General features: G+C 39.3%; 31 protein-coding genes and 1 tRNA gene. 3 read left to right on the top strand and 29 right to left on the bottom strand.

Annotated elements, in window-relative coordinates; translation table 11 throughout:
* Positions 1 to 109: 109 nt before the first annotated feature.
* From N3Z16_RS05460 to N3Z16_RS05590, 27 genes are all read right to left on the bottom strand, one after another.
* Positions 110 to 496 (bottom strand): hypothetical protein, encoded by a 387-nt coding sequence (locus N3Z16_RS05460; RefSeq protein ID WP_282485700.1) that lies wholly within the window; start codon positions 494 to 496, stop codon positions 110 to 112.
* A gap of 63 nt (positions 497 to 559) precedes the next feature.
* Entirely contained in the window at positions 560 to 1,378 is an 819-nt protein-coding gene (locus N3Z16_RS05465; protein ID WP_282485683.1) for an IS3 family transposase, read from the bottom strand.
* 7 nt (positions 1,379 to 1,385) lie between these two features.
* Positions 1,386 to 1,685, bottom strand: a complete 300-nt coding sequence (locus N3Z16_RS05470) for a transposase (RefSeq protein ID WP_282485684.1) — start codon at positions 1,683 to 1,685, stop codon at positions 1,386 to 1,388.
* Positions 1,686 to 1,756: 71 nt separating this feature from the next.
* Positions 1,757 to 2,419: a hypothetical protein gene (locus N3Z16_RS05475; RefSeq protein WP_282485701.1), complete on the bottom strand. Its 663-nt coding sequence runs from the start codon at positions 2,417 to 2,419 to the stop codon at positions 1,757 to 1,759.
* A complete protein-coding gene (locus N3Z16_RS05480) occupies positions 2,416 to 2,613 on the bottom strand; it encodes a hypothetical protein (RefSeq protein WP_282485702.1) in 198 nt (65 codons plus the stop codon). The genes N3Z16_RS05475 and N3Z16_RS05480 overlap by 4 nt, the downstream gene beginning before the upstream one ends.
* On the bottom strand, positions 2,595 to 3,695 hold the full coding sequence (locus tag N3Z16_RS05485) for a hypothetical protein (RefSeq protein ID WP_282485703.1): 1,101 nt from the start codon (positions 3,693 to 3,695) through the stop codon (positions 2,595 to 2,597). Before N3Z16_RS05485 ends, N3Z16_RS05480 begins: the two co-directional genes overlap by 19 nt.
* A complete protein-coding gene (trbC, locus tag N3Z16_RS05490) occupies positions 3,688 to 4,380 on the bottom strand; it encodes a type-F conjugative transfer system pilin assembly protein TrbC (protein WP_282485705.1) in 693 nt (230 codons plus the stop codon). The genes N3Z16_RS05485 and trbC overlap by 8 nt, the downstream gene beginning before the upstream one ends.
* Positions 4,350 to 5,462, bottom strand: a complete 1,113-nt coding sequence (gene traU, locus N3Z16_RS05495; protein ID WP_282485706.1) for a conjugal transfer pilus assembly protein TraU — start codon at positions 5,460 to 5,462, stop codon at positions 4,350 to 4,352. Before traU ends, trbC begins: the two co-directional genes overlap by 31 nt.
* Positions 5,452 to 5,715, bottom strand: a complete 264-nt coding sequence (locus N3Z16_RS05500; RefSeq protein ID WP_282485708.1) for a conjugal transfer protein TraD — start codon at positions 5,713 to 5,715, stop codon at positions 5,452 to 5,454. The genes traU and N3Z16_RS05500 overlap by 11 nt, the downstream gene beginning before the upstream one ends.
* 19 nt (positions 5,716 to 5,734) lie before the next feature.
* Entirely contained in the window at positions 5,735 to 6,013 is a 279-nt protein-coding gene (locus N3Z16_RS05505) for a hypothetical protein (protein WP_282485709.1), read from the bottom strand.
* 51 nt (positions 6,014 to 6,064) lie between these two features.
* Positions 6,065 to 6,706, bottom strand: coding sequence for a conjugal transfer protein TraW (locus tag N3Z16_RS05510; protein WP_282485710.1), 642 nt, complete (start codon positions 6,704 to 6,706; stop codon positions 6,065 to 6,067).
* A 1-nt stretch (position 6,707) separates the two neighbouring features.
* Entirely contained in the window at positions 6,708 to 6,917 is a 210-nt protein-coding gene (locus N3Z16_RS05515; RefSeq protein WP_282485711.1) for a hypothetical protein, read from the bottom strand.
* Between the two features lie 22 nt (positions 6,918 to 6,939).
* A complete protein-coding gene (locus N3Z16_RS05520; RefSeq protein WP_282485712.1) occupies positions 6,940 to 7,347 on the bottom strand; it encodes a hypothetical protein in 408 nt (135 codons plus the stop codon).
* A gap of 50 nt (positions 7,348 to 7,397) precedes the next feature.
* Positions 7,398 to 9,941, bottom strand: a complete 2,544-nt coding sequence (locus tag N3Z16_RS05525; protein ID WP_282485713.1) for a TraC family protein — start codon at positions 9,939 to 9,941, stop codon at positions 7,398 to 7,400.
* A complete protein-coding gene (locus tag N3Z16_RS05530; RefSeq protein WP_282485714.1) occupies positions 9,938 to 10,306 on the bottom strand; it encodes a hypothetical protein in 369 nt (122 codons plus the stop codon). The genes N3Z16_RS05525 and N3Z16_RS05530 overlap by 4 nt, the downstream gene beginning before the upstream one ends.
* On the bottom strand, positions 10,293 to 11,477 hold the full coding sequence (locus N3Z16_RS05535; RefSeq protein ID WP_282485715.1) for a TrbI/VirB10 family protein: 1,185 nt from the start codon (positions 11,475 to 11,477) through the stop codon (positions 10,293 to 10,295). Before N3Z16_RS05535 ends, N3Z16_RS05530 begins: the two co-directional genes overlap by 14 nt.
* A 2-nt stretch (positions 11,478 to 11,479) precedes the next feature.
* The gene (locus tag N3Z16_RS05540) at positions 11,480 to 12,379 is read right to left on the bottom strand and encodes a TraK domain-containing protein (RefSeq protein ID WP_282485716.1); all 900 of its coding nucleotides are present in this window, start codon (positions 12,377 to 12,379) and stop codon (positions 11,480 to 11,482) included.
* Entirely contained in the window at positions 12,376 to 12,975 is a 600-nt protein-coding gene (locus N3Z16_RS05545) for a TraE/TraK family type IV conjugative transfer system protein (RefSeq protein ID WP_282485718.1), read from the bottom strand. Before N3Z16_RS05545 ends, N3Z16_RS05540 begins: the two co-directional genes overlap by 4 nt.
* Positions 12,976 to 13,260, bottom strand: coding sequence for a hypothetical protein (locus N3Z16_RS05550; RefSeq protein WP_282485719.1), 285 nt, complete (start codon positions 13,258 to 13,260; stop codon positions 12,976 to 12,978). It lies immediately after the preceding gene.
* A 45-nt stretch (positions 13,261 to 13,305) separates the two neighbouring features.
* Positions 13,306 to 14,421 (bottom strand): IS630 family transposase, encoded by a 1,116-nt coding sequence (locus N3Z16_RS05555; protein ID WP_282485720.1) that lies wholly within the window; start codon positions 14,419 to 14,421, stop codon positions 13,306 to 13,308.
* Entirely contained in the window at positions 14,414 to 14,758 is a 345-nt protein-coding gene (locus tag N3Z16_RS05560; RefSeq protein ID WP_282485721.1) for a hypothetical protein, read from the bottom strand. Before N3Z16_RS05560 ends, N3Z16_RS05555 begins: the two co-directional genes overlap by 8 nt.
* A gap of 28 nt (positions 14,759 to 14,786) precedes the next feature.
* Positions 14,787 to 14,969: a hypothetical protein gene (locus N3Z16_RS05565; protein WP_282485722.1), complete on the bottom strand. Its 183-nt coding sequence runs from the start codon at positions 14,967 to 14,969 to the stop codon at positions 14,787 to 14,789.
* Positions 14,970 to 15,080: 111 nt separating this feature from the next.
* Positions 15,081 to 15,353, bottom strand: a complete 273-nt coding sequence (locus tag N3Z16_RS05570; protein ID WP_282485724.1) for a helix-turn-helix domain-containing protein — start codon at positions 15,351 to 15,353, stop codon at positions 15,081 to 15,083.
* Positions 15,354 to 15,384: 31 nt separating this feature from the next.
* Positions 15,385 to 17,034, bottom strand: coding sequence for an autotransporter domain-containing protein (locus N3Z16_RS05575; RefSeq protein ID WP_282485725.1), 1,650 nt, complete (start codon positions 17,032 to 17,034; stop codon positions 15,385 to 15,387).
* Positions 17,035 to 17,067: 33 nt separating this feature from the next.
* Positions 17,068 to 18,660: a DnaA N-terminal domain-containing protein gene (locus N3Z16_RS05580; RefSeq protein WP_282485726.1), complete on the bottom strand. Its 1,593-nt coding sequence runs from the start codon at positions 18,658 to 18,660 to the stop codon at positions 17,068 to 17,070.
* 1 nt (position 18,661) lies between these two features.
* On the bottom strand, positions 18,662 to 19,051 hold the full coding sequence (locus N3Z16_RS05585) for a hypothetical protein (protein ID WP_282485727.1): 390 nt from the start codon (positions 19,049 to 19,051) through the stop codon (positions 18,662 to 18,664).
* Between the two features lie 60 nt (positions 19,052 to 19,111).
* Positions 19,112 to 19,246, bottom strand: a complete 135-nt coding sequence (locus tag N3Z16_RS05590) for a hypothetical protein (RefSeq protein ID WP_282485728.1) — start codon at positions 19,244 to 19,246, stop codon at positions 19,112 to 19,114.
* A gap of 6 nt (positions 19,247 to 19,252) precedes the next feature.
* Here N3Z16_RS05590 and tnpA point away from each other — a divergent pair, with 6 nt between their 5' ends.
* Positions 19,253 to 19,690, top strand: coding sequence for an IS200/IS605 family transposase (gene tnpA, locus N3Z16_RS05595; RefSeq protein WP_282485546.1), 438 nt, complete (start codon positions 19,253 to 19,255; stop codon positions 19,688 to 19,690).
* A 278-nt stretch (positions 19,691 to 19,968) separates the two neighbouring features.
* On the opposite strand, the gene N3Z16_RS05600 is transcribed toward tnpA, so the two are convergent.
* Complete coding sequence (locus N3Z16_RS05600) at positions 19,969 to 20,232, bottom strand: helix-turn-helix transcriptional regulator (RefSeq protein WP_282485730.1); 264 nt, start codon at positions 20,230 to 20,232, stop codon at positions 19,969 to 19,971.
* 272 nt (positions 20,233 to 20,504) lie between these two features.
* Here N3Z16_RS05600 and N3Z16_RS05605 point away from each other — a divergent pair, with 272 nt between their 5' ends.
* Positions 20,505 to 20,786, top strand: coding sequence for a hypothetical protein (locus N3Z16_RS05605; RefSeq protein ID WP_282485732.1), 282 nt, complete (start codon positions 20,505 to 20,507; stop codon positions 20,784 to 20,786).
* Between the two features lie 705 nt (positions 20,787 to 21,491).
* Positions 21,492 to 23,003 (top strand): recombinase family protein, encoded by a 1,512-nt coding sequence (locus N3Z16_RS05610; RefSeq protein WP_282485733.1) that lies wholly within the window; start codon positions 21,492 to 21,494, stop codon positions 23,001 to 23,003.
* Here N3Z16_RS05610 and N3Z16_RS05615 read toward each other — a convergent pair.
* Positions 22,992 to 23,068: transfer RNA gene (locus N3Z16_RS05615), tRNA-Asp, on the bottom strand. The two genes, N3Z16_RS05610 and N3Z16_RS05615, sit on opposite strands and share 12 nt — an antisense overlap.
* Positions 23,069 to 23,129: the final 61 nt, after the last annotated feature.

Consider the following 23,129-nt stretch of genomic DNA (forward strand, 5'->3'; position numbering starts at 1 on the left):
ATCGGTTTCATCAGGTAAAATCCAGCCCATACCGTTACCGACAAATGCCTTAAGAAAAACCTGATTCTTAAAACCGTTATCCGAATTATCATTACCGATTTTAATATTTTCATGATTCTAACCCGCATACCTCATCCCATTCATCAACCCACTCCACACAACCCTCATCGTAGTAGAACAAAGGAAAAGGCAAACCTCCTTGAAAAAGAGGTAATAATGTGAAATCCTTCTCGATCCACTCGCCGGTTCTTTGCTGCAAGGTTATCTTGTATGGAATATAACGCTGAGGTGGCAGAATAATTTTATCTACGTCAATAGTTTCAAAGGCAGCAGTCAGTGATAATGAGAAAGGCCTTTTATTCATTATGCGTTTAATTTCCGGAAAAAAAGGCGATAGATCAATTTCACCGTCTCTCGAGAGATAGAAATCATACTCATAACCAAGTTTGGTTTTACCATAAAACCCCAAACCACCAACAGCATGATACCAAGTCATAAGGTGGCCCAATTTGTCTAGACTAAAAATCAGAAATTATGAGATATAATTTGCGTTATAATATTAGCCAATAATTTTTGTTAAATACACCTGTTCTGGAGTTAAATATTCCAAGGATTGGTGCATCCTTTTACTATTATAAAAAGTTATGTAATCTGTTATAGCATTTTTTACCTCCTTGACAGTATTTAAAATTATCAAATATATTTTTTCTTGTTTTAATGAACGCCAAAATCTTTCAATAAATACATTATCTAAAGCCCTACCTTTACCGTCCATGCTAATCTTGATTTCACGTTTAACAAGTTCGTAGATGAAATTTTTTGACGTAAATTGAGAACCTTGATCGGTATTAAAAACCTCAGGTTGACCGTGCTTTTCTAGGGCTTCTTCTAGTGCGTCGATGCAAAAATCACTTTCTAAGCTAATAGAAACCTTCCAGCTCAGAATATAACGGCTAAACCAATCAATAATGGCTACTAGATATACAAATCCTTGTGCCATTCTAATATAAGTTATATCGGTGCTCCATACCTGATTTGTCTTAGTAATTTCAACGCCTTTTAAAAGATAAGGATATACCTTATGAGCTTGGTTGCGCTTGCTTAAATTCATTTTAGGATAAATGGCTTCTATTGACATTATTCCGTAATAACGACTTACCGCTTTGCGACCAATAACAATTCCAAACGGTACAAGATGCTTGGACATTCTTCTGGCCCCGAAATACGGATGCTCTGTATAGATTTCATCAATTACTTTCATTATTTCTAAGTCTCTTGTAGTTATTCCTTTTGCCTTGTAATAATAAGTAGATTTATTAATTAAAAGTAGATCGCATTGCCTAACAATGCTTAGATTTATACAATTATTATCAATCATACTTTTCCTAGTTTCCAAGTCCAAACAATGTAGATTTTTTTTTCAGCCAGTCACGCTCAACGCTTAACTGTCCTATTTGTTCATATAATTGTTTTATCAAATCTTGATTGTCTGGATCTTTTGTTGCCGGCTTAACTTGAAAACCACTAACTAAATTTTCTATACCTCTTTTTTTCCATGCTTGTATTTGAGTTGCATGAACCCCGTACTTACTGCTTATTTGTGCTATTGTCATTTCAGCTTTTATTGCTTCTATAACAATTTTTGTTTTTTCCGTCGCACTATATTGCTTCGCTTTTTTAGACATATAATTTCCATTTCCTTGTTGTGAAATTATATCTCATTCTTCATTTTTAGCAGTCCAGTTTTTGGGTACCATTATATCATACGTACAATATATTTCAATTCTCCTACCGCTCCCCTTCGTTTGCACTTTGTAGTTAGAACATCATGACAGCTATACCTGTTTCTTAGTCCTTCACACATAGTCTTGGTATAAACGGTATCCTTTACCTGCTCCTTTTTAACATCAATATAATACTCGGGTTCAATTACCTTGTTTCCTTTGACGGTCCGGCAATCTATTCCAAACTCTTTAAATAGTTCCGTTAGTTTTCCAAGCAGTACTCCGGAAGCTTCTGCAATACGGGATGCATCTTTTTTATGTCCGGCTATTAACGGATCCGTATAATCGACATGTAACTCCATCATATCCGTTCTTAGTACCTCTTCTTGACCTTTTACCTGTAAATCGTTTGCTTTGATCGCATTTAAATCGCTTGCAGCAGCCTTGATTTCATCGTCCGTTTTATCCGATATCAGTTCAAGGTTGCCCGGAGCGCCGATACCCTGGGCCGCCTGCTCCCTTAAAGAGCCCATATGATCCCGGAAAGTACCGTAATCCTCTATCTCCTTTTCAAATAAATCCGTTTTGGGATTAATATTGGTTTTTGCAATCGGATCCCGGTAAGTTCCATAAGCAGGTACTTCCAATAACCGGATACAAAAAACTATTGTTAATTTAACTCTAATCTTAATCATTCGCGCCATTCTCCGATTTTGTTCTTATCGGTTTCATCAGGTAAAATCTGGCCCATACCGTTACCGACAAATGCCTTAAGGAAAGCCTGATTCTTAAAACCGTTATCCGGCTCATCTAAACCGCTTAAACTGTTATTTGAGAACATCCGAATCATCATTACTGGATTTAATATTTTCATGATTCTAATCCGCATACCTCATCCCATTCATCAGACCATTCCACACAACCCTCGTCATAGTAGAACAGCGGAATAAACCGACCGTTATAAGTAATTAAGGAGTACCGGCAACTCATGGAACTTGCCTGGATAGCCTCTATCCAATTATCAAACCATTCTCCGGTTCTTGCCTGTACCGACATCTGTATAAGCTTTCTCAAAGCAAAATGATTTCGTAAGGCTTCGTATCCACGGTAGATACGTTTTGGTGTTATTTCTAAACGATAGGACGGCACTGTAATGTTAGTTTTTTTAAATATTTTGCCGATAATGCCCTTAATTACCGAGGAATAGGGAGTCATCTCAGCTAAACGGCCTTCGAGTTGCGCTAATACCGCTCTGTCATCATAACCAACCCTGCGTGTACCTTCTAACAACTGATTTACAAAACCGTCAACTGCTAGAAATACATATTTCAGCTCCCCTACCGCTCCCTTTCGTTTGCAACTTGCAGTTAGCACGTCATAACATTTGTACCTGTTCCTTGGCTCTTCACATATTGCCTTGGTATAAACGGTATCTTTTATCTGCTCTTTTTTAATATCGATATAATATTCGGGTTCAATTACCATGTTACCCTTGACGGCTTTGCAATCTATTCCAAACTCCTTGAATAATTCAGTCAGTTTTTTAAGTAGATTTCCTGAAGCATCTGCAATACGGGACGCATCTTTTTGATACTCGGTATTTAACGGATTTGTATAGTCAACATGCAACTCCTCCATTATGCCTGTTCTTAGTACCTCTTCCTGACCCTTTACCTGCAAATCGGTTGCCCTGATGGTACTTAAATCACTTGCAGCTGCCTTAATTTCATCGTCCGTTTTATCCGATATCAATTCAAGATTACCTGGAGAACCTATACCGTTAACCGCCTGCTCCCTTAAAGAGCCCATATGATCCCGGAAAGTACCGTAATCCTCTATCTCCTTTTCAAATAAATCCGTTTTTGAATTAATATTGGTTTTTGCAATCGGATCCCGGTAAGCTCCATAAGCAGATGCTTCCAATAACCTGATACAAAAAACTATTGTTAATTTAACTCTAACCTTATTCATCCCTTGTATTCTCCAGTTTTGTTTGTGCTTCGAGGCTTAACTCCCCTTTTTCGGCAAATAAACGTAATGCAGCTTCTATACCGATATTTCCTGTTACCTTGTCATAGATAACCTTATTTTCTTCCGCTTCCTTCGATGTGTAGGTGACCCTGTTATCTTCTTTAAAGAGTACAAAGGCAGGTACCGTTTTAATGTTGAATCTGTCAAATTCCTCAGGATCAATCTGTATCCCTACTCCTTCTTCATCACCTACTATTTCCGTTACCGTCTTATTCAGCTTCACCCAGGAGTTACCCGGCAAGCCGTTAAATACCAGAACCCCTCCGTAGCGCTTTGCTTGCCTAACATAAGTTTTAAGTATCTCAGGGCTCATACTGCTACTGATAAAAACTTTTAGCAAAATCGAGTCTCTGTAATCTCTACCTGGCCCACCTGAGCCCGTTAAATCCTTATTCTCTATTACTCCATCCCGCTGCTGCCGTAGCATAAGCAACTCCCTGTATTTTTCAGCGATAGCACTCATTACAATTTCCCGTGATTCCTCTATAAGACCTTTAAGCCGGTCTCTATCTGCTTCCGCTACGTGCTCTGCTAATAGCCCCTCCCCGGCTTCTACATTACTGTTTGCCATAAGAAACATGGGAATTAGTACCGCTAAAACCAGCAACAATTTTTTTTGCGCCATATCAAGTACCCCCAATCTTGCCCGTCATACGGATATTCGCAACCACTGCTATATAACATGTCGGATAATCCAATCGGCCAACAACCTATACCTGAAGAAGTTGTTACCGGATTTACCATCTGTAATTTGTATTGGCTCTTTTTAATCTTTGGAGCCCTGAATTTGCGACAGATCGCTCCATTTATTGAGCCGTCCGATGTTGAAGTTTCCTGCGCCAGACCTATTCGGTGCATCTTGGCCAGTATCCTGGCAGTAAGTAATGAGCTATTCCCGGCTCCGCCGATATGATCCGCATTTGCACCGCTAAACGGATACATGTTACCCCAGCACCCACTACACCAGAACATGCTATCATCAGGTAAGTTAAACGTGGCCGCTCCGCAGTCCAGGCCGCACGCTGCCTGAGCTAGCATATTGCCGAACAGAATACTTTCAGGATTAAGCAGACTCTGTAGTTTTTCATCATTCCAGGTAACGTCATATTCACTCATGTATGCCACGTCAAAAGTCGATTCCTCAAGACATCCAAAATCGGTGATCAGTTCAAGCCAGTAAATAAGCGGATAGATGTAATAATGAACATGATAAAAACTGTTATGCGCAGTTCTGTTCCCATAGCTTCTATTGTAACTGCTGACCTTGCGCATATCAGACCCAAGCATGACTCCGCCAAGATTTACCATGCAATACGGTGTTCTTGTAATATCTACAAGGCGTACCGGCTCCCAGAAGCCTATGGAAATACCGGGTATCGGTATCGGAGGAGTTCCTTTGCTACAGATACAGATAGGGCTTTTAGGGTTCTTAGTATCCCGTTTCTTCGGTGTCGATCCCTTGCCGATCTCTATACCGGTAGGGGGAGTGCCGATTGAAATAGGTAGTAAACAGCTCCAGCAAACGTCAGTTATCGGATTGACAAACCGGCCTTTGCATGTCAGACTGGCATTTCCTGAAACAGGTATGAAAATAGCTATTATTAAAATCGCTATCTGCCTTTTTTTTAGGTCCATAAGGTCTATAAACAGGAAGCATCCGCCAAGATTCCCCTGCTTATAGACCGGTACCTCCGGTCTATATCCCATTCCCTTTCTGCTCCGGTTTCATAAATTTATCATTTTTACCTGTTAGTAACGCCTTTCCCATTTTCCTCCACCTGGATATCAATTCCGGTTTCTCCTTCAAGGCTCTTTTGCAATCAAGGAGCATTCCGTAAAGCACGCTTGCATCATGTGGGTGCATATGATCAAAACCGGCCTTAACCAGCAAACCGCCTAACATGATCTTTTTCCTGGCATCGCTCTTCCTCTCAAAAATGGATTCATTCTTTATTAACATTGCAAAATACCTTATTTTTTTATCCGTTCCGGTTACCAGATTTCGCACCCGGTTTCTTCCGCCTACTGGGAAACGTTGCCTTTGAGCCAATCTCTTTCAGCTTTTCAAGAAAAGCATCGTTCCTGTTTTCTTCCATGGAAGCATAAATCGCCAGACCTGCAAGTAACCTATTGTCCAGGCAAATGCCGCCATTGGCATTTATTACCTCAAATATTTCATTCTTCCGCCACTGAACCAGTTCTTTCCTCTGCTTTTCCAATTCCTTGATCCGCTCCTGTAAAGTTTTAACTACGCTCATGATTTATACTCCCTCTTTTCATTTCATTATGATTTTTACCAGTTACCGATTCTATTTTTCCGGATCAACGGCTACTTCAACTATTTTCAGATTTTTTCCGGCCTGCTCGGCTACCGCAGGACTTCCCCTAATACCGAACCTGGTTGTAAGTTCCCCGCCCTGATCAAAATATACTTCGAATCCCAACTTATCCTGTACCTCCGGTGGACTTCCGCCCACTAAAATAATCCTGTCCTCTATTTTCTTCGCTCCGCTGCTACTACCCGGTAATAACTGACCTTTTAACCACTCTACCTGTTTCTCTTCCCTTCCGTCGATAAAGAACAACCTGCGATCCAAATCCATGTAATCCAAAGGATTTACTCTAGTGCCTGCTTTGTATAACACTCGTCCGCAAGGTAATACCGCATCCTCGGTAAGGATATAAGTCGGATCGTGCCAAAACTCCCTTGTCTCCTTTGCCGGTATAATTCCTGAAACAGGAATAGGGTTTCTAACCCTTTCTTCTGCTATGCTGCGCATTCTCTCTTCTTCTTTTTTTAAATCAAGTTCTGCAAACTTCTTCTGCAAACTAAGTAAAATACTTTCTTCCGCTACCGGATAATTTGCGCCCCGATTACCAAAATCCTTAGCAAAAACAATATTACTAAAGATAGAAATATATAATACAATCGCCATATACGCTGTTTTCATGTTATCCTTGCTTCTTCCTCCTTAAATCAGATATTTCTAATTCATTCTTCTCAAGCAAGACCTCATCAACATTATCCTGATAACGCTTTTCCGATATTTTTGACCGCTGTCCTATAGCCATAGCTATAAAGACTATCACAAGCCAAATAGCCAATTTGCTTTTCCAGTTAAACTCAAAGCCCGGTTGCTTTTTTCCTATTTTATTCTTCATGTCATCCCCATATTTTTTGTATTTATTTTGTTGTTGCATCAGGTGTTGCTTTATCTTCCTTATTACTTTTTGATTGTAGAGTTTGAATGATTTTTGCGTGCACCTCTCCTGAGATTGAGCGCACATCCGAACCGGTTATCCCGCCATAACTTGAGTAGATGATTTTTACTTGCCTGCTCTTATAAGCCATAACCGTCTCTTCAATAAGTTTCTGTAACTCGTTACCTATCATCCCGAAAAACAGATCTTTCTCCCCGCTTGCTCTTATACGCTCCTTCTCCAGATTCAATAACTCTTCCCGGGCAATATATACTACATGGCTACGGCCTGCATGATCGGCGTATTTTAAAGTAAGCATGCTACCTATTAACAAGCCGACGATAAAAAAAACGATAAAATGTAATATGTTTTTTCTTCTAAAATTCACCATTATTCCTCTTGATATCCGTCTCTAATTTCACTCAAATAACTATTCCCTTATTAACTTTGGCTCTTATACCGGACCAGCTCCTCCAAAGCTTTATCAAGCCCGATGCCTCTTGATTCCAATTCCCTTAAATACCTGAAATCATTATCATCGGTTGAGTAAAGTGCCTGAGCATACGGATCAAGCAATAACTTGCCGATTACCAGTACCCGGCTTGAATAAAGCATCATTTCAGAATGACTCCCTTTAACAAACTGTATCGTTTCAATAAGAGGTATCAGGGATTCATAAGCAGAACCCTCAAGCGCTTTTAAACCCTTGCTGTTTTGCTCCAGCATCACCGTCCACTCGCTGTTCTGTGCTATCGTACGCCTGTGGTCGCTTGTCGATAAATCACTTACGTTCTGCACGCAGGTAACTAGAGAACCGCCGTATTTTCTGATGGTCCTTGACATCTCGGCTAAAAACTTCTCACTATGATCAAGTGCTCGCCATGCCTCATCAACTACCAGCATGAATTTCTGGGACCTATCTCCGCATAAAACCTGCATGAATATCTGTATGGCTACTACCTGCATAAGTACCGATAATAACGTCTCGTCCTTTGCTACTTCTTCCAGTTCAAAAACAGTTATCCTTTCCTTAAAAGTAATATTGGCGGCATTTTCAAAATATTTGCCGTGCATACCGCGATCGGTAAAAGGTAACAATGTCTCACCGAGTTCCTTTTCTATTCCGTTACCGTTTTTAAGAACCTCGGCGATTTTACTGATAGTAAGATCAGAGCCGTTCCTCTCTATTGCACGATAAATAGCATCCTCTATTAATGCTTCCTTGTGCGGGTTATTACCGGCACCGCACATACTTGTTATGATGTTCTTCGCATACATAACTCCGTCGAGTGATACATAATACTCCTTATCTCCTGACCTGATAGTTTTTATCGGCACAGAACTTCCATCCTCAAGTATAGCCTCTTTTAGCTTACCGCTTTCGTCTACAAGACCGCTTAAAGGGTTTAATGAAATCCTACTTGCGCTACCGAACCGGATAAATTCGCCCCCAAGCAGTTTGCAGATATTCTCATAGCTTTTGCCGATATCCAGAATGAACATCCGCACATTATGCGAGAGCATCGTTGTTGCCATTTCCTGAATCAGTACCGACTTACCAACTCCTGAAGGCCCATAGATCTGTACGTTATAATTGCCGCCTGCAATCTTGTAGAAAGGATTCCAGTTAAACAACTGTCCTTGCGGGGCCTGCAACAAAACTCCGGATACCGGATTACCCTGCCATTCCGCATGCAGCGGCAACTTCGCTGTCAGCTTTTTGCTAAGAGAAATCATTCGCTGCTTTATGAACCGGAGCCCCTGCCAGTAATAACTTGCCTGCATCGGCATAAGTGCTAGCTGCAGAGGAAGGTGAAACTTATCCATTCGCATAAGTTCAAAGCCGTTCATGTTATAAAGCGATATCAAAGCTGCTTCTGCATCTTCCATAACAGCAGCAGGCGCCGTAATACTGACCGTAAAATTAAAACTTAAAACCCTTCTTCCTTCTTTTAAATCGTCAATTACCTCTGCCCACTCCGCTGCTTCCCGTTTTAGATTCCCGTCAAATCTTGCCAGAAACTGCTCTGCTGATTTCCTTACCTGCTCACCTCGTGCTATTAACCGCTCACTACTACCTTTTGGCATATCGCTTGCCACCGTAAAATTAATGATAAAACGTGCCGGTATTGTTGAGGGGGAACCTTTATCACCCTTATCACCCAGTAACCTGATCATATCAACCAGTGACCAATACTCAGGGTATTCCGCTACGCCGTAAGTTCTCGTTATGACTTTTCCGGCTCTGATTTCCTGCTCCCTAACCTCAAGATCTTTTCCGGGCTTTAAAATCTGCTCATTTAACGGCATTAACGGATTTAATTTATTACTCCTCTGGTTTATGTCATTTTCCTGCGTCATCATTTCATCGGCTAAATCCATTAACCCTTGCGCAGGCACTGTTAAGGGTTCAAGACTAAGCAATTCAAGTTTCTTGCATAATTGCCTTTTGAAATTGACAATCTGCTCTGCGCTTATTTGCATTGAATTGAAACTGATGATAATCCTGTAATTACGGACGGTTTTTAAACCGGAATTTGCATAATCTTCAGCAAGAGTTTTCATGTATTTTAATCTATCTTGCGTGATCCTGTTTAAAAACGGATCATCTACTATTCTCATCTTCTTCCACAGATTTAAAATATGACCGACCTTGTGACTAGCTATTAAAGTAAACTGCAGGAAGCTTTTCTCAGGCATTTCCTTATCAAAAAAATGCTGCAGATTCTTAATTACCTTCTCATCAATGCCCACTAGCGGCAGGGCTTCCAAAACAAAACCAAGACCGTCATCCTTGTTCCGGAAAATGCCACGCGTAGGATCAAAACTGCGATAACAGAACAGTGTACTCCAGTCGCCCGGGTTACCGAGGCGGTCTAATACAAGACGGCTCATGTCAGGCATGGAGATGCCAAGCTCCCTATTGGTTTCAAAACCTGCAAACCGCAGAAATTTCTCTTTTGCTCCGGACAATTGCTCTATCATGATGATTTCTTAACTATATAGTTAATATTGCCGGTCTCGCTTCCCGGTTTACTTTCGCTTCTTATGCCTTCATCAAACTCGTAAGGATTATCGCAGCTTTGGCCGGAGCAGTTTTCCCTAAGACGTTTTTTCTGCTTTGCTACTTTAACCTTACCGTTTACTTTCCAGACTCCGCCGTTATTTACCATCTGCTCTATTTCCTCTACCGAACTGCAATTAGCTCCTTTCCCCGGGGGACAATCAAATTTATTCTCGTATACGGCGCAGGCACTTAATCCCAACGCTAAAGCAGTAAATATAAGAAAATTACCGCTTACCTTAATAGTTTTATTTACTAAAAATCCATAGCCGCTATTTCCTCTCATGCTTGATCTCCTCTTTTACTGAAACACTACCGAGATATACCCCTTTGGCAAAAAATACCGTTACCGGCACGGCTCCGGGAACTTCAATTACCGGTGCCGCCGCTTCTGCCATCTTCATATGATAGTCGGCCAGCTTTTCCGCCGCATTACTAGCCCCTCCGCTCATTGAATCGGTAATCTTCTCTTTTATACCGGTCTTATCCTTTGAAATTGCGCCAAGACCGGGATTAAACATAAAACCCTTATCGCTTTTACTGCTGCCCGCAAAACCGCTGATCACTCCGCCCAGTGCCGCATTCTTTAAATGCTTGCCCGCCATCGATACTACCGTCCCCTTTATTCCGTTCTTACTGTCCCCTCCGTGTACTACGCCCGCTATTTGCGTCTCGATCACTTTACCGGTTTTATTATCGGTGCAGGAAAGAGTCTCGGCTCTTGCTATTACCCGCTCATTTGCCATCTGGCCGTAACCGCTCGCAACAATACGGCACCTGGTTAAATCTATCTTGAAATTCTTCGGCAAATCTCCCTGCCCTGTTACCCTAATAAAAATAGGCGGCGGTTCCGCAGGCGTTCCAACTCCGGTGGAAGCAGAGATACCGCCCCGGAGTACCCCCGATACAAAACTTCCCGCCGGTATATAATTATCTCCGTCCTTATATTGCTCCTTTAAAGCAGGAGCAGATTCTACGCTGCCGATTTTGTGCGCCGTTGTACCCCCGCGGTTATTAGTAGGCAATCCGGCTTCCTCTTTTTTGGCATTTACCTTCCGGTCGGTTTCCGCTAACTCCTTTTTTAACCAGCTGAGCTGCTCCTTTAATAATTCAATTTCACTGTTATTGTTTTGATTGATGATTTTTTTCTCCAGGTTACTCAGCAGCTCCTTGTGCTCTTCTTCGTAAGTTTTTCTTGCCGTCTCTTCTTTTTTCAGTCTTTGATCAAGATTATTAAACCATATCTTACCGCCGTCTAACCTATCTGTAGGAAGCTCAACCGAAATTTTTTGCTGCTGCGCCGGTTTCGAGGAAGCCGGCGGCGGGTTTAATAGATCCACTACAAAATCATAACCGTAAGCAACTATTGCCAGCGCCATTATTCCATAAGCAACTCTGATGAATTGCCGGTTTCTGATCTTTTTGCTATCCCGCAAATCTTCTTCGCTACTTCCCATGATTATTCCTTCTCTCCGTTCTGACCGAATCTACCGTCCTCTCTGATAACATATGCAAAAGCACTTTCTCCTCCCCTAAGCTCAGCAGGAGCAATATGTACCGATTTTACATCCTCAAATAAATCATTCATGATTTCCCGGCTTAACCGGATCGACCCTAAGCCGTGATTTTTAATAACAACTCTAAGCCCTTTAAGATTGTTTTTTGCCCAGCCGTACCTGCGGTCGATAACAAACGAAAGACCTGAGGTATCTTCTCCGGTCAAGGTATTGGGCACACTCTTATTGAAGATTTCTACGTCATACCTGCTTTTTCTATCCTTGATCATCATTTTAAGTAGATGGACGGCAGCTATTTCCTGCTCATGATTACAGGCAACCTCTTTGCTGCTATTTTCAGTAACGGGTAATTCCTTTTCATTAATCAGTATTGACTGACTTCTCCCTTCCAGAACTTGCAAACTTAAATCAATTGCCCGCTCGTTATCACAGATAAAAGTCAGATCAATCATCTCCCCTTTCGCAGCAACAGGCGTAATAAAAACATGGTTACCAGATTCATCACTATTGATACTGTATAAAAATCCCTGACCTATTACTTCCCTGATTTTCCTCCCCTGTACTTGAAAACGGTTCTGCAAACCGTAACTAATGAACGCTCTGATTCTTGCAGATCTATCCGTTTCATATTGCTGTAACCCTAAAGCAGCTATGCCCTGACCTGCAAGCAAAGCCTCAATATCTTTAGTAGTAACATCACCGGAAAGAACGGCGGGAGAATCCTTTAAATCATTTGCAGGGCTACTAACCGCACCTTGGGAAGTAGCAAAGGCTACATTCTGTGATATCAAAATATATGCAAATATAGCGCTGCTGATTATTCTCTTCCGACCCGTTTTCATACCTGCTCCTCTTCATCCTGTTTTTTTACGGGACTCTTTAAATCCGGTTTGATAATTTCAGTAAACTTCTTAAGTTTGAGCTTTCCTCCCTGCATCTGAAATTCAAGTAAGTATTCCGCCTCCCTATCCTCAAAATACCTCTTCCCGTAACCGACCGTTAAAATCCCCGTTGCCTTTACCGATAAGGTTTCAGGATCGATTTCCAGCGGCTTCGTCTCCGTAAAATAGGTAATCAGATCAAACTCCTTATGCTGCTCCGATTTTTCAGCAAAGTACTGACTGATATCCTGAATACTGCCTGTTAGGGTATGACGCAGGATCATATGCTTTTTATGCAGTACATTATTCGGTGTTAAATCAAGTAACCCAACCAGTGTAGTCCTGCTCCACTCTTCCAGATAACTTAAGGATACGTCGGTGCCCTTTATCCTGTATTCCCGATCAATACCGGGAACCAGTATCACCTCTCGATTCATGCTCATTATGCTAAAGCAAAGACACAGGTTGCTAAACAGCATAATCCCACCGGCAATTAAAATCATGTTCCGTTGCCTAGTTACTTTTTCAAGAACCGTCATAAGCCTTGTATCTTCCATTTAGAAAAATCTCCTCATATGCGATTGTGGTAGGTTTTTACCTCCTATTAGCCCGGCAAACGGTAAATGCCAGTAAATCCATCTCTGCCATCTCCCCTTATGCCAGATAATCCCAAATGCCCTACCTAAAGCATACCCTCCGACAAATGAAATTATCCCTATCGGCATACTGAATAATATCCACATTAAAAGCATTGCTACTCCTCCCCCGATAACGCCAAAAAAGGAGGAACCCATTATTCTTACGGGTCTGTTCAGGCATTTACTTAAATATATTCGTTCCATGATATGTAACTCCCATGCTATTAACCCACCAATTAAATACCCGACTTAGGCGGCATATTTTACTTCTTTCGCCTGAAATAATCTTTTGATATGTTCTGGGTTATTTTGCAGAGTCCTTAGGTAAGATTTTAAATTCCCTTGGAGTTCAGATTTTGTAAGAGGTATATGTTTCCTATTTACATTTCTTTTTAAATCGTTGTTTAAATATTCATCCGGATTATGTTGCGGAGTATACGGAGGCAGAAAAAATAAAGAAATTTTCTTTTTATGTTTCCGAGTCCATATTTGTACTTTTTTGCTATGATGAACCTTGAGATTATCTAGGATTAAGAAGATTTTTTTCTTGGAGTATTTTACCAACCTCCGTAAAAATTCTATAAATACATTTGTTTTTAGTGTCTCTTCGTACAGCATAAACCTTAGCTTACCGTTATTTGTAACAGTGGATATCATGTTTATACTAAATCTCTTCGATTTATGAATCACAACAGGGGTTTTTCCTTTTAAAGAATAGCTTTGTAATACCTGACACTCTTGTTTTATCCCTACTTCGTCGCACCAATGTATTTCTGCCTTTTCATATTCTGCTTGCTTGGCTATTGACGGATATTCTTCATCTAACCAAAATTGAACCCTTTTGGGTTGCTGCTCATATGCTAACTTCTTTGGCTTTTGTGCAGTATACCCCCATCTTCTTAAATATTCGCCTATTGTACTTAGGGGAAGAAAAAATCCACAATGTTTTTTGATGAGTGCATTAACTGATTTTCTTGACCATAATGCTGATTTGATATTGTGATCTTCTGGTCTAGAGATATTTACGTACCCTTGTATTATTTTACTTTGATCTTCGGTTATAAGCCTTTTCTCTCCTATCTTTCTACCTCTTAACTTCCCACTAATTGCGTACTTGTCGCCTCTCTTTTCCCTCCTTACCCATTCATTTACTGTCTGGCGACTCACTCCTATTAATTCACCTACCGACGATTGACTCTCTCCTCTTTTTACTAGTTTTAGAGCAATCTTTCTCATCGACGCTTGTGCGCTTATTGATAATTTCCTAAAATCTTCACTTTTTGACATTATTGCATTATACAAATTCCTTCCTTCTTGGCAATAGTTATGTCGGGTATTTAATTGGTGGGTTAATAATTTAGACAATACCGAATGCTTTTTCCGCCGCTTTAATCAGGAGTCCGCCAAGAGCCATCCCGCCGGCAGCACCGGCTATTTTTGTTTTTGGCTCTCCCGGAGTAAAAGCAAGGCCGGCAACTCCGCCTATGAATATTGCTACCGGTGTATACACCTTGCTAAAGGCAACGACAGGCTCAAAAAAAGCCTTGCCTCCCGCATCTAGATCAATTGCCAGGGCCTCCGGAATAAATACGGAAATTAACGCGCAAAAAGTTACTATTATTCTTCCGGAATTCATCTTTTTTATTATTTTAAGAAACTTTCTGTCTCGTTTATTCTTATAAACCAATTGTTTGTAGCTCATTTTTATTCTTACTCTTTAGTTAAATTGTTTAGAAAAATAGATTTACAAACCCCGTTGGGATTCTTGCTATTATCTCATGGAATTTTCCATGGTATCTTTCACCGGTAAGCTTTCGATCACGCTTCATACAAGCCATCTTGAACTCCCACAAATTTCTAAAATCTTGCAGGAGGATATATCCTAAAAATTCCTCCTTCTTCTCTTTGCTCATCTATTTTTACTCCCTTCAGTTAATTTGATTTATTTACGCATACCCTTTCTTTAACAGGGATTTAATAAGGGTATTGATTATGTCCTGATGGATACCCCTATAGCAGTGCGTCTAAATTTTCTTGCTACCTTGCAGACTGTTATCACTTTTTTCAAACTCTTCGTAAAAATATGGTATCTCATGCTCCAGAGCTTTAGCTATTAGCAGTAATCTCGAAGCAGAAACCCGATTCGTTCCGTTTTCATACTTTTGTAGTTGTTGATAGGTTACATCTATTACTTTTGATAACTCAGCACGACTCAATCCTTTTGCCAGACGAAGGAAATAGATTTTCCTACCGATGAATTTATCCATTTGCTCCAAATAACTGCTTTTTCGTCCCATGACTGTTCCTCCCTTTTATTGTCAGTTTTTATCAGATATTAATCCGCAGCTTTCCATAAAAGCTGCTTCCAAAATAACGCCTGTAACGTGCCTGCTCATAACCGGCACTTGCCTCAAACCTTGAGTATGTAATCCCTATACTTGCTCCAAGTTTGTATGAATCTTTCAGCACAGGTATCCTGTAATCGGAAAGAACCAGCCCGCCGCTATTCCTTATCTTTAGTCTGTTTGATTTAGGGGAAAATCCTGCTTCATACGCTGCTTTGATTTCAGGGATCAATTGGCATTCTCCAACTTGAAAAATCCCCGTTATAGCAATTCCTCCCTTAATTGCAGGTCTTCGAATAGCAAGCTTTTCAATCTTCAGATTTCCCTGATCCTTGCCCTTGAATCTTATGGTCTCATAAGAAATGCCAAGGTTTGGAACGACAAAGAGTTTAGCTATAGGGTAATAATAATCAGCTACTAGAGATCCCCCGAGTAATTCCCCTTTTAATTTGAATCTGTTATTGCCGTTAATCAGGGAGTAATAGTTGACTTTAGCATCAACCTGACCGAGCCTAACCTCACCGCCGAGTACCAGCCTTTCATTCATGTTGATACTTCCGTAAAGACTACCGATAAGTGATCCGATATCACCGCTAAACCTGCTACCGGTATTATTACTGATATTACTTACTACGGTTTCAGAAGTGGATTTTGGCGTAAGTTTTGTCCGGTTATGATTTAGAGCAATACCAATGATGGTATCGTCATCCAACTTGCCGTCAAAACCTATAGATCCTCCCGCAGATTTCTGCTTTACTTCCAGAGAATCCTGAGACTTGAATATGCCGCTTCCGTAGCTCCCCCGAACCCAGAGTCCGTAACCGGATTCCTCGTCTCCGCCGGATACACCCATATTGCCGGTATCAATCAGATACAGATGAGTAAGCCTGTCCGCTGTAGCTCCGGCAAAATTTGCCATATCGGAAAAGGCAACTCTGTTTACTGCTTCCACATACTTACCGGCTACGCTTCCTGCTATTATTTCAGCAGCTGTTATTATTTTTGCCTGCAGGCTACCAAGGTGTAGAATACGGATGGTTCGTGCGTCGTTAATATTAGCAAGTAAAGCTCTTGCTGCTTCAGGGGTTAGGTTTACTTGACTTAAACCCGCTAAAGCTATCAGATTCTCGGCAGTAAATGCTCCGCAACTCGATCCGTCGTTCTGCTGATGAACCCGCAAATCAACTATTTCGGCAGTCGGTAGTATCTTTTTTATAGCAGCGATGTACTGACCGCTCTCGCTATTTACTCCGCCGACGGGAGTGCCGAAAGAATCATTGTAAAATACGATAATATTACCATCAAGCTTCCTCCTGATTGCAATCCCCGTCCAGTGATTATTATTCAGATTTACCGGTATCAGTGCAGGTTTTCCTGTTTGTGCCTCAAGCAAAGCAGCTGCTACTACATCCTTGATCAATTCAGTGTTGCTTGGTATTGCAGGGGCAATATATACACTATCACCAAGGCGATTCCTGATAACATTCCTGATATCTGAATCATCATACCAGTAACTAATATTGGCAATTTGGGAATTAGCCTCGGCCGTATATGAATTTAATACTGCAAAACCTGCCATAATTATTAATAACCTTTTAACTGCAGAATTTTTAATTTCTCCTTTCCTGATCATAAAAATCATATTCTTTAACTCCGTGCGTATTTTTTACAGTTTGCTGTAGTAAGGTTTTTCGTTGCCATAACCAAGACCTACGGCAAAACCCATCGCTCCTGCTAATCTCACAATATGATGCATATAGTTATCTGATACCCAGTCCTTGACAAAACTGCTCGGAGCCCTTAAGGTTAATTTTCTTGAATTTTGATCAATACTTGCTTCCAGCTTGCTTATCCAATGCTGATCCAGTAATTTGCCCTGAGGTACTAAATCAATAAACTTACTTCGTACCGTTTCCCAGATATCACCGGATATTTGCTGTTCCTGTTCGGTGTTAACGGTTTGGCTATTTTTACCCAGAATGGCAGCATCACTAAACTCATAATCAGATAAGCTTTTCTCTTTTGCGTCCGGTGTAACGATTTGTAACCTGCTAATAAACCCGGAACCTGCTTCATCAAAACTAATCCGGTCATGAGTAGATTGAGCCTGCTTCAGGATGATTTCCTCATCCGTTTTGCTAAGTTCCATATGTTTATCAAGATTTAAGATAATGACTCCTTCCCGGACATTAATCGATTTATAAGCCTTAAGCAGGTTATAGGCTTTGTCTTGAGACAGCACCGCTGCTATCAGCTTTTTAAAACATTGTTGCGGTGATACTTCCGGGTTATTTTCTATTTCGGTAAGGTATTGTTCTTTTGCTTCAAAACTGATTTCATCCTCTGTCATATTTTTCCTTATTCTAAAATTATCGTTGTTAACCTTTTCCGGTTGTCTTTTCTCATAGGTAAAAACCTTTCCCATATAATTTAAAAAAGCTTTCCTGCTTTTAAAAAACCTGTCAGTTAGACGTCTTGCCATGTCCTGCAGTATTTCGTTCATTACCCGAAGAGAAAATTCACGTTTCGATAATGACTGCAATTGATGACAGTCTTTCTGGGTTAAGGGATAAAAGTCTTTCAAACTTTTTGCGCTCTTGTCGGATATTGCATCAAAAGGATTTTTGCAAAAATTAGATGTAGATTCCCTGGATTGGAATTCGCTCTCTTGCGCGCTTACCTCTCCCCTTTCAGTAGCACCTGAATCCATAGATCTAGATCTATCTTTATTATTCTCTTCTTTATTCTTATCTATTCCTTGCAAATGAGGAGAGGGTGATACTAAAAAGTGGGAAGAATCAACTTTTTTAGAACTAAAAAAAAGTGGTTTACAGGAGTTTGAGCTATCCTGATTCTTACTTTCAGATAGCTGTAACGAATCCTTATGCAAATCAATAAAAAGCCTGTTATTATATTCTTGTCCCCTTAAAGTTACATTACGGAATATTCGGGTAATAATTCCCATAGTTTCAAGTTTGACAAGAACTTTACGAATTTTCTCCCGATTAAAACCAAACTTGCGTTCAAAATGAGCGTATGAAGTTTGCCATATATCTTCAGGAAATTTAGGTACGTAAGATATCTGACCGGTGAGAGGATCCCTAATTTCCTTAGGTCTATACCAGTAAACTATTTCAGATAGTATCGAGATCAAGGGCAGATCAGGCGATCCCCTACCGTTAGTAAACCTTACATACCATTCATCAGGGATGATATTTCCTCTAAAATTATACTGATTATCAAGCGGTAACATTTCCATATCAACATACCTCCGCTTCCGATAAATCAGTTAAACCGGTAATATTTAACCTAATATCCAGTTCTTTATGAATTTGATATCCTACGGTAATTTCCCGAAAAGAGCGGGTTATTATACCTGATCCGTGTAAATGGCATGATGCTTTTTGCATATCTATTTTGCTCATACCAAACTTTTTTCGGAAATGTGCAAAACAGTCGGTTAAGATGAAATCCCCGTTATAATCACCGATCTCATATCTTAAAGATAAAAGCTCGGTTATAATTACTGCTTCCGGCAATCCAAATTGGCATGGTGCAAAGATCGAGCCGTACGATTGAAAAAAAGGTAAATTATTTTTAGTCGGGTCAGCAGCTTTATTGCACCCGTTTGCTTTTTGTGTTATGGTCATATCTGCAATCTTGTTTGGTTAAAACTCAGGTTGTACTTATTTGCTCGCCATAGATATCTTTCAGGTTTTGTAGGACTCAAGTAAGATACCGGGCGGGCATTTATCTTGTTTATAGTCCCTTTGGTGGTGAAAACCTCCATCTTCCAGATGGAAAAGCTTTAGCTTGTCTAATGCGCCATGATGCGGTAGCATCATAAGTCTATGACTTACTATAACAAAAGATCACATTCAGTTTTTTATCATCGTTATCATATAGTATGGATAACGAAATATCGCTATAAGGTACTTACTTACGACATAAAAAAACGTGTTCGGGAACTAGTGTTACAGGTAGCTGAGGAAATGAGTATAAAGATAGAAAATGGCGTTGTATCAAGCGACCATGTCCATATATTTGCAAATATTCCTCCGCATATTAAAATTAGTGAATTTGTTCAGAAAGCTAAGGGAAGATCATCTAAAAGAATACAGGAAGAATTTCCGATACTAAAAAAGAAATACTGGGGTAGACATTTATGGGGCAGAGGATACTTCAGTTCAACTAGCGGTAATGTTACAGATGATATGATTAACGAATATATCAACAAACACACTGACGCTCATGAGACCGACTTTACTTCAAATATTAGGCTAGAATGAGCTTTAGCTTGATAAGCGACTTCTAGTCGCAAAGATCAAACTTTCATCTCTCAGATGAAAGTGGTTGATTTAACTAGGTCATAAATTTTATCTATACTTGGTTTGTTTCTAATTTTTTATACAACTATAAGTCCATAAAAACCTATAAGTGATTTCTTAAGAATATCCGGACAACTGATACTTGAAAACCCCGATTTATAACAGGCAACCGCAAATTCTATCGACTTCCCTAAAACAAGCCAAAAATTATTTTAAATCGTTGTGCCGGACGCAACTTTTTATCTAAAAGAATCAGCATGTAATGCTTCTCTAGGAAGAATATTTTTTTCAAGTTCCACATCAAATATCTGATCAGTCAGTCTATAAAAATCATTTGCCGAAACTGCTCCTCTTGTTACAAGGTAAATCCTTGTCATAACCGGGGCTTTTGGTATAGAACCTTCATGTATGTATCTAAAAACTGCGCTCTTATTTACACCTATCATTTCTGCAAATTCTGGAATTGATAATTTCTCTAGTTTAAGAAATTTTTCTAGACGCATAAAATGCTGAATCTTAAGTTAATTATCCCTATAGAAAACCACGGGTTGAGGATAATTACAAAGAATTTTAAAATGGTTGCGAGCAGCGCAACCACCTCATTAAATAATTAACGGAAATAAAATTCGTAAATCCTTATAAATACTCACATTCAGGTTAATTAAGCAGGGCAACTTACCGGTATTTTGGTTGCGTGCCGTAAATACCGATTGCAAAGACTATTAACCTATTGAACTATTGACTAAAGAAATTGTATATAAGTGATATAAACAATATGAAAAAAATCAGGTATACCGAATCTACTACAACAATTACTTTAACTCATAAACAAAGGGCACCTGTTGCCAAAACATTATCGGTAACAGAAGAGCATTTTCTTGATTCAATAAAAACCGGTAGGTCACAACATGAAATATTTAATGGGATAGCAGCTAGTATCCTGGCATCTTGTCCGGATCAAATAGACGAAAAAGAATCAAGAAAATTAGCCCGTAACTTGATAGGTTTTTGCCAAAAAATTATTGATCTTCAAATAAAACAGGATTTGCTGGATTAAATAGACAAAATCAGTTATTTGCTCTTTATTAATACCGTTTATATTATAAATTAGTTAGTATCCATCAATTACTTTCTATTTTATAAACTCCTATTAATACGTGAAGGCATGTACCCTACGAATATAAGGGATCAAGAAATATATGGATACATAGATCAGAGAGAAAGTTGCTAAAAAGTCAACGCCGACTGTAAGAATTATCGAGATTCAATCTGTTAAGACTAGTCAAAAGGGGATCTATAGTATATGATGCCGGTAAAAAGTTAAGGGTAGAAATCGTCATATAACTACAGATATTCCTGGTTTAGCATTATCATGCGAAATACAGGTATTTAACGTCCAGGATCGTGATGGTACCAAAAGAAGTGCTCGCAAAAAGTAGGGCAAAATATCCTACTTAACTTTAAGTTTACTTGCAATTGCTCGTAAAATTATTGATCAAATATATTTTTAGGTAATTCTTAAACGTTGGATAGTTGAAAGTATTCTTGGTTGGTTTAATAATTTTAAGCAAATGAAGGGACTATGAACATGCGATATGATTGTTATTACGTTGAAGGGCGCTAGCTGATCCTTAAAAAACTTTCAAGAGAGGTTATTGGGCTATTAATTAGTTTCTGATGTAAAAAACGTGGATAAAAATAGCTTTAACATTTACAAATTAGCTTATAACTTGTTATTAAAAATCAATTTGATAAAAACACTATGGCAGAGAAAGCAATAAAAGCCGTTATTTTATCCAGAGTTTCCTCTAAAGATCAACAGGAAGGCTATTCTCTTGAAGTACAAACTGAAAGATTGGAAAAATATTGTGATCGAAAAGGATTGCATATTTTAAAGAAGTTTAAAATAGTTGAATCTTCAACTAAGGGTGATCGAAAGGAATTTATGGAAATTATCAAATTCATAAAACAGCATCGTGAGCCTATAGCATTTGTTGCCGATAAGGTAGATCGCATTCAAAGAAGCCAGAAAGAAACTCCCTTACTTGATGAATTAGTTAGAAAAGGTAAACTGGAATTACATTTTAATAGTGAAAGTTACGTTATACATCAGGAATCTACTGCCCATGAATTAATGATGTGGGGGATGGGAGTTGTTATTGCCAAATGTCATACTGATCTCTTAAGTGAAAATGTCAAAAAAAGTTTTAAACAGAAAGTTGAGGTTCACGGGGAATGGTATGGTAGTGCACCACTTGGTTATTTGAATAAAAGAGATGAACGCGGTAGGGGACTAATTATAGTTGATCCCATCAAGGCCCCTTTAATCACAAAAATATTTGAAGAGTACGCAACAGGAGCATATACTTTATCTGAAATGGTATTAAAAGCGAAAAGATGGGGTTTACGTAGTAAAAATGGTCATTACATAAATAAGACAGTTTTACATAGGATGATCCAGAATCCCTTCTACTATGGTGAAATGCGAGTAAAAGGCGAATTATGGCCACATCGTCATGAGGTTATTACTACTAGAGAAGTATTTAAAGCTTGCGAGGCAGTACGTATGGGATGGAATAAAAAACCCTTTCAGTATAGGGGGAAGGAATTTCTGTTTAGGGGTATATTAAAATGTGCTATTACCGGCCGGTTGGTAACTTCTGATACCAAAACCAAGAAATATGCAAATGGTAAAGTGGCAGAGTGGACATACTTACGAACATCGGATCCTGATAATCCGGAAAAGAAGTTATGGGTTAGAGAGGATGAAATAACTAAACAGCTTGAAGATATTTTACAAAACCTTGGAATAAAGAATCCTGATATATTAAAGCAGGTAATTGAATATTTGATGAATGTTAATGAAGGAAAAAAACATAATTTTAATCGTGAAATTAGTGCATTAAAACAGGAACATACATCAATTCAAAATAAACTTGATAATTTAATAGATCTGGTAGCTGATGGAATTTTAACAAGGGAAGAATTTTTACATAAAAAAAATAAATTAAAAGAACGTCAATATGAATTAAGTGACTTACTCAAAAGCTACGACAGAGTAGATGATAAATTTTCAAAAAAGCTTATAGGTCTTATAAACATTAGCTCTCAAGCTTATGAAACTTTCAAGGGTTCGACAGTAAATGAAAAAAGGGAATTACTGAATTTTATATTTGCGAACCTGGAACTAAAAGGCCGTAAGCTATGTTATACATTAGCTTTCCCGTTCTCAGAATTTGAAAAAATCAATAATTGTACCACGTGGCGGGAGTGACGGGACTCGAACCCGCGGCCTTCTGCGTGACAGGCAGATGCTCTAACCAACTGAGCTACACCCCCTCCCTAATATAATAGACTTGCCAAATATATATTAATTTAAGCCGCTACGCAAGTATTATAT

The organism is Candidatus Megaera polyxenophila, assembly GCF_029982035.1.
Classification (GTDB): domain Bacteria; phylum Pseudomonadota; class Alphaproteobacteria; order Rickettsiales; family Rickettsiaceae; genus Megaera; species Megaera polyxenophila.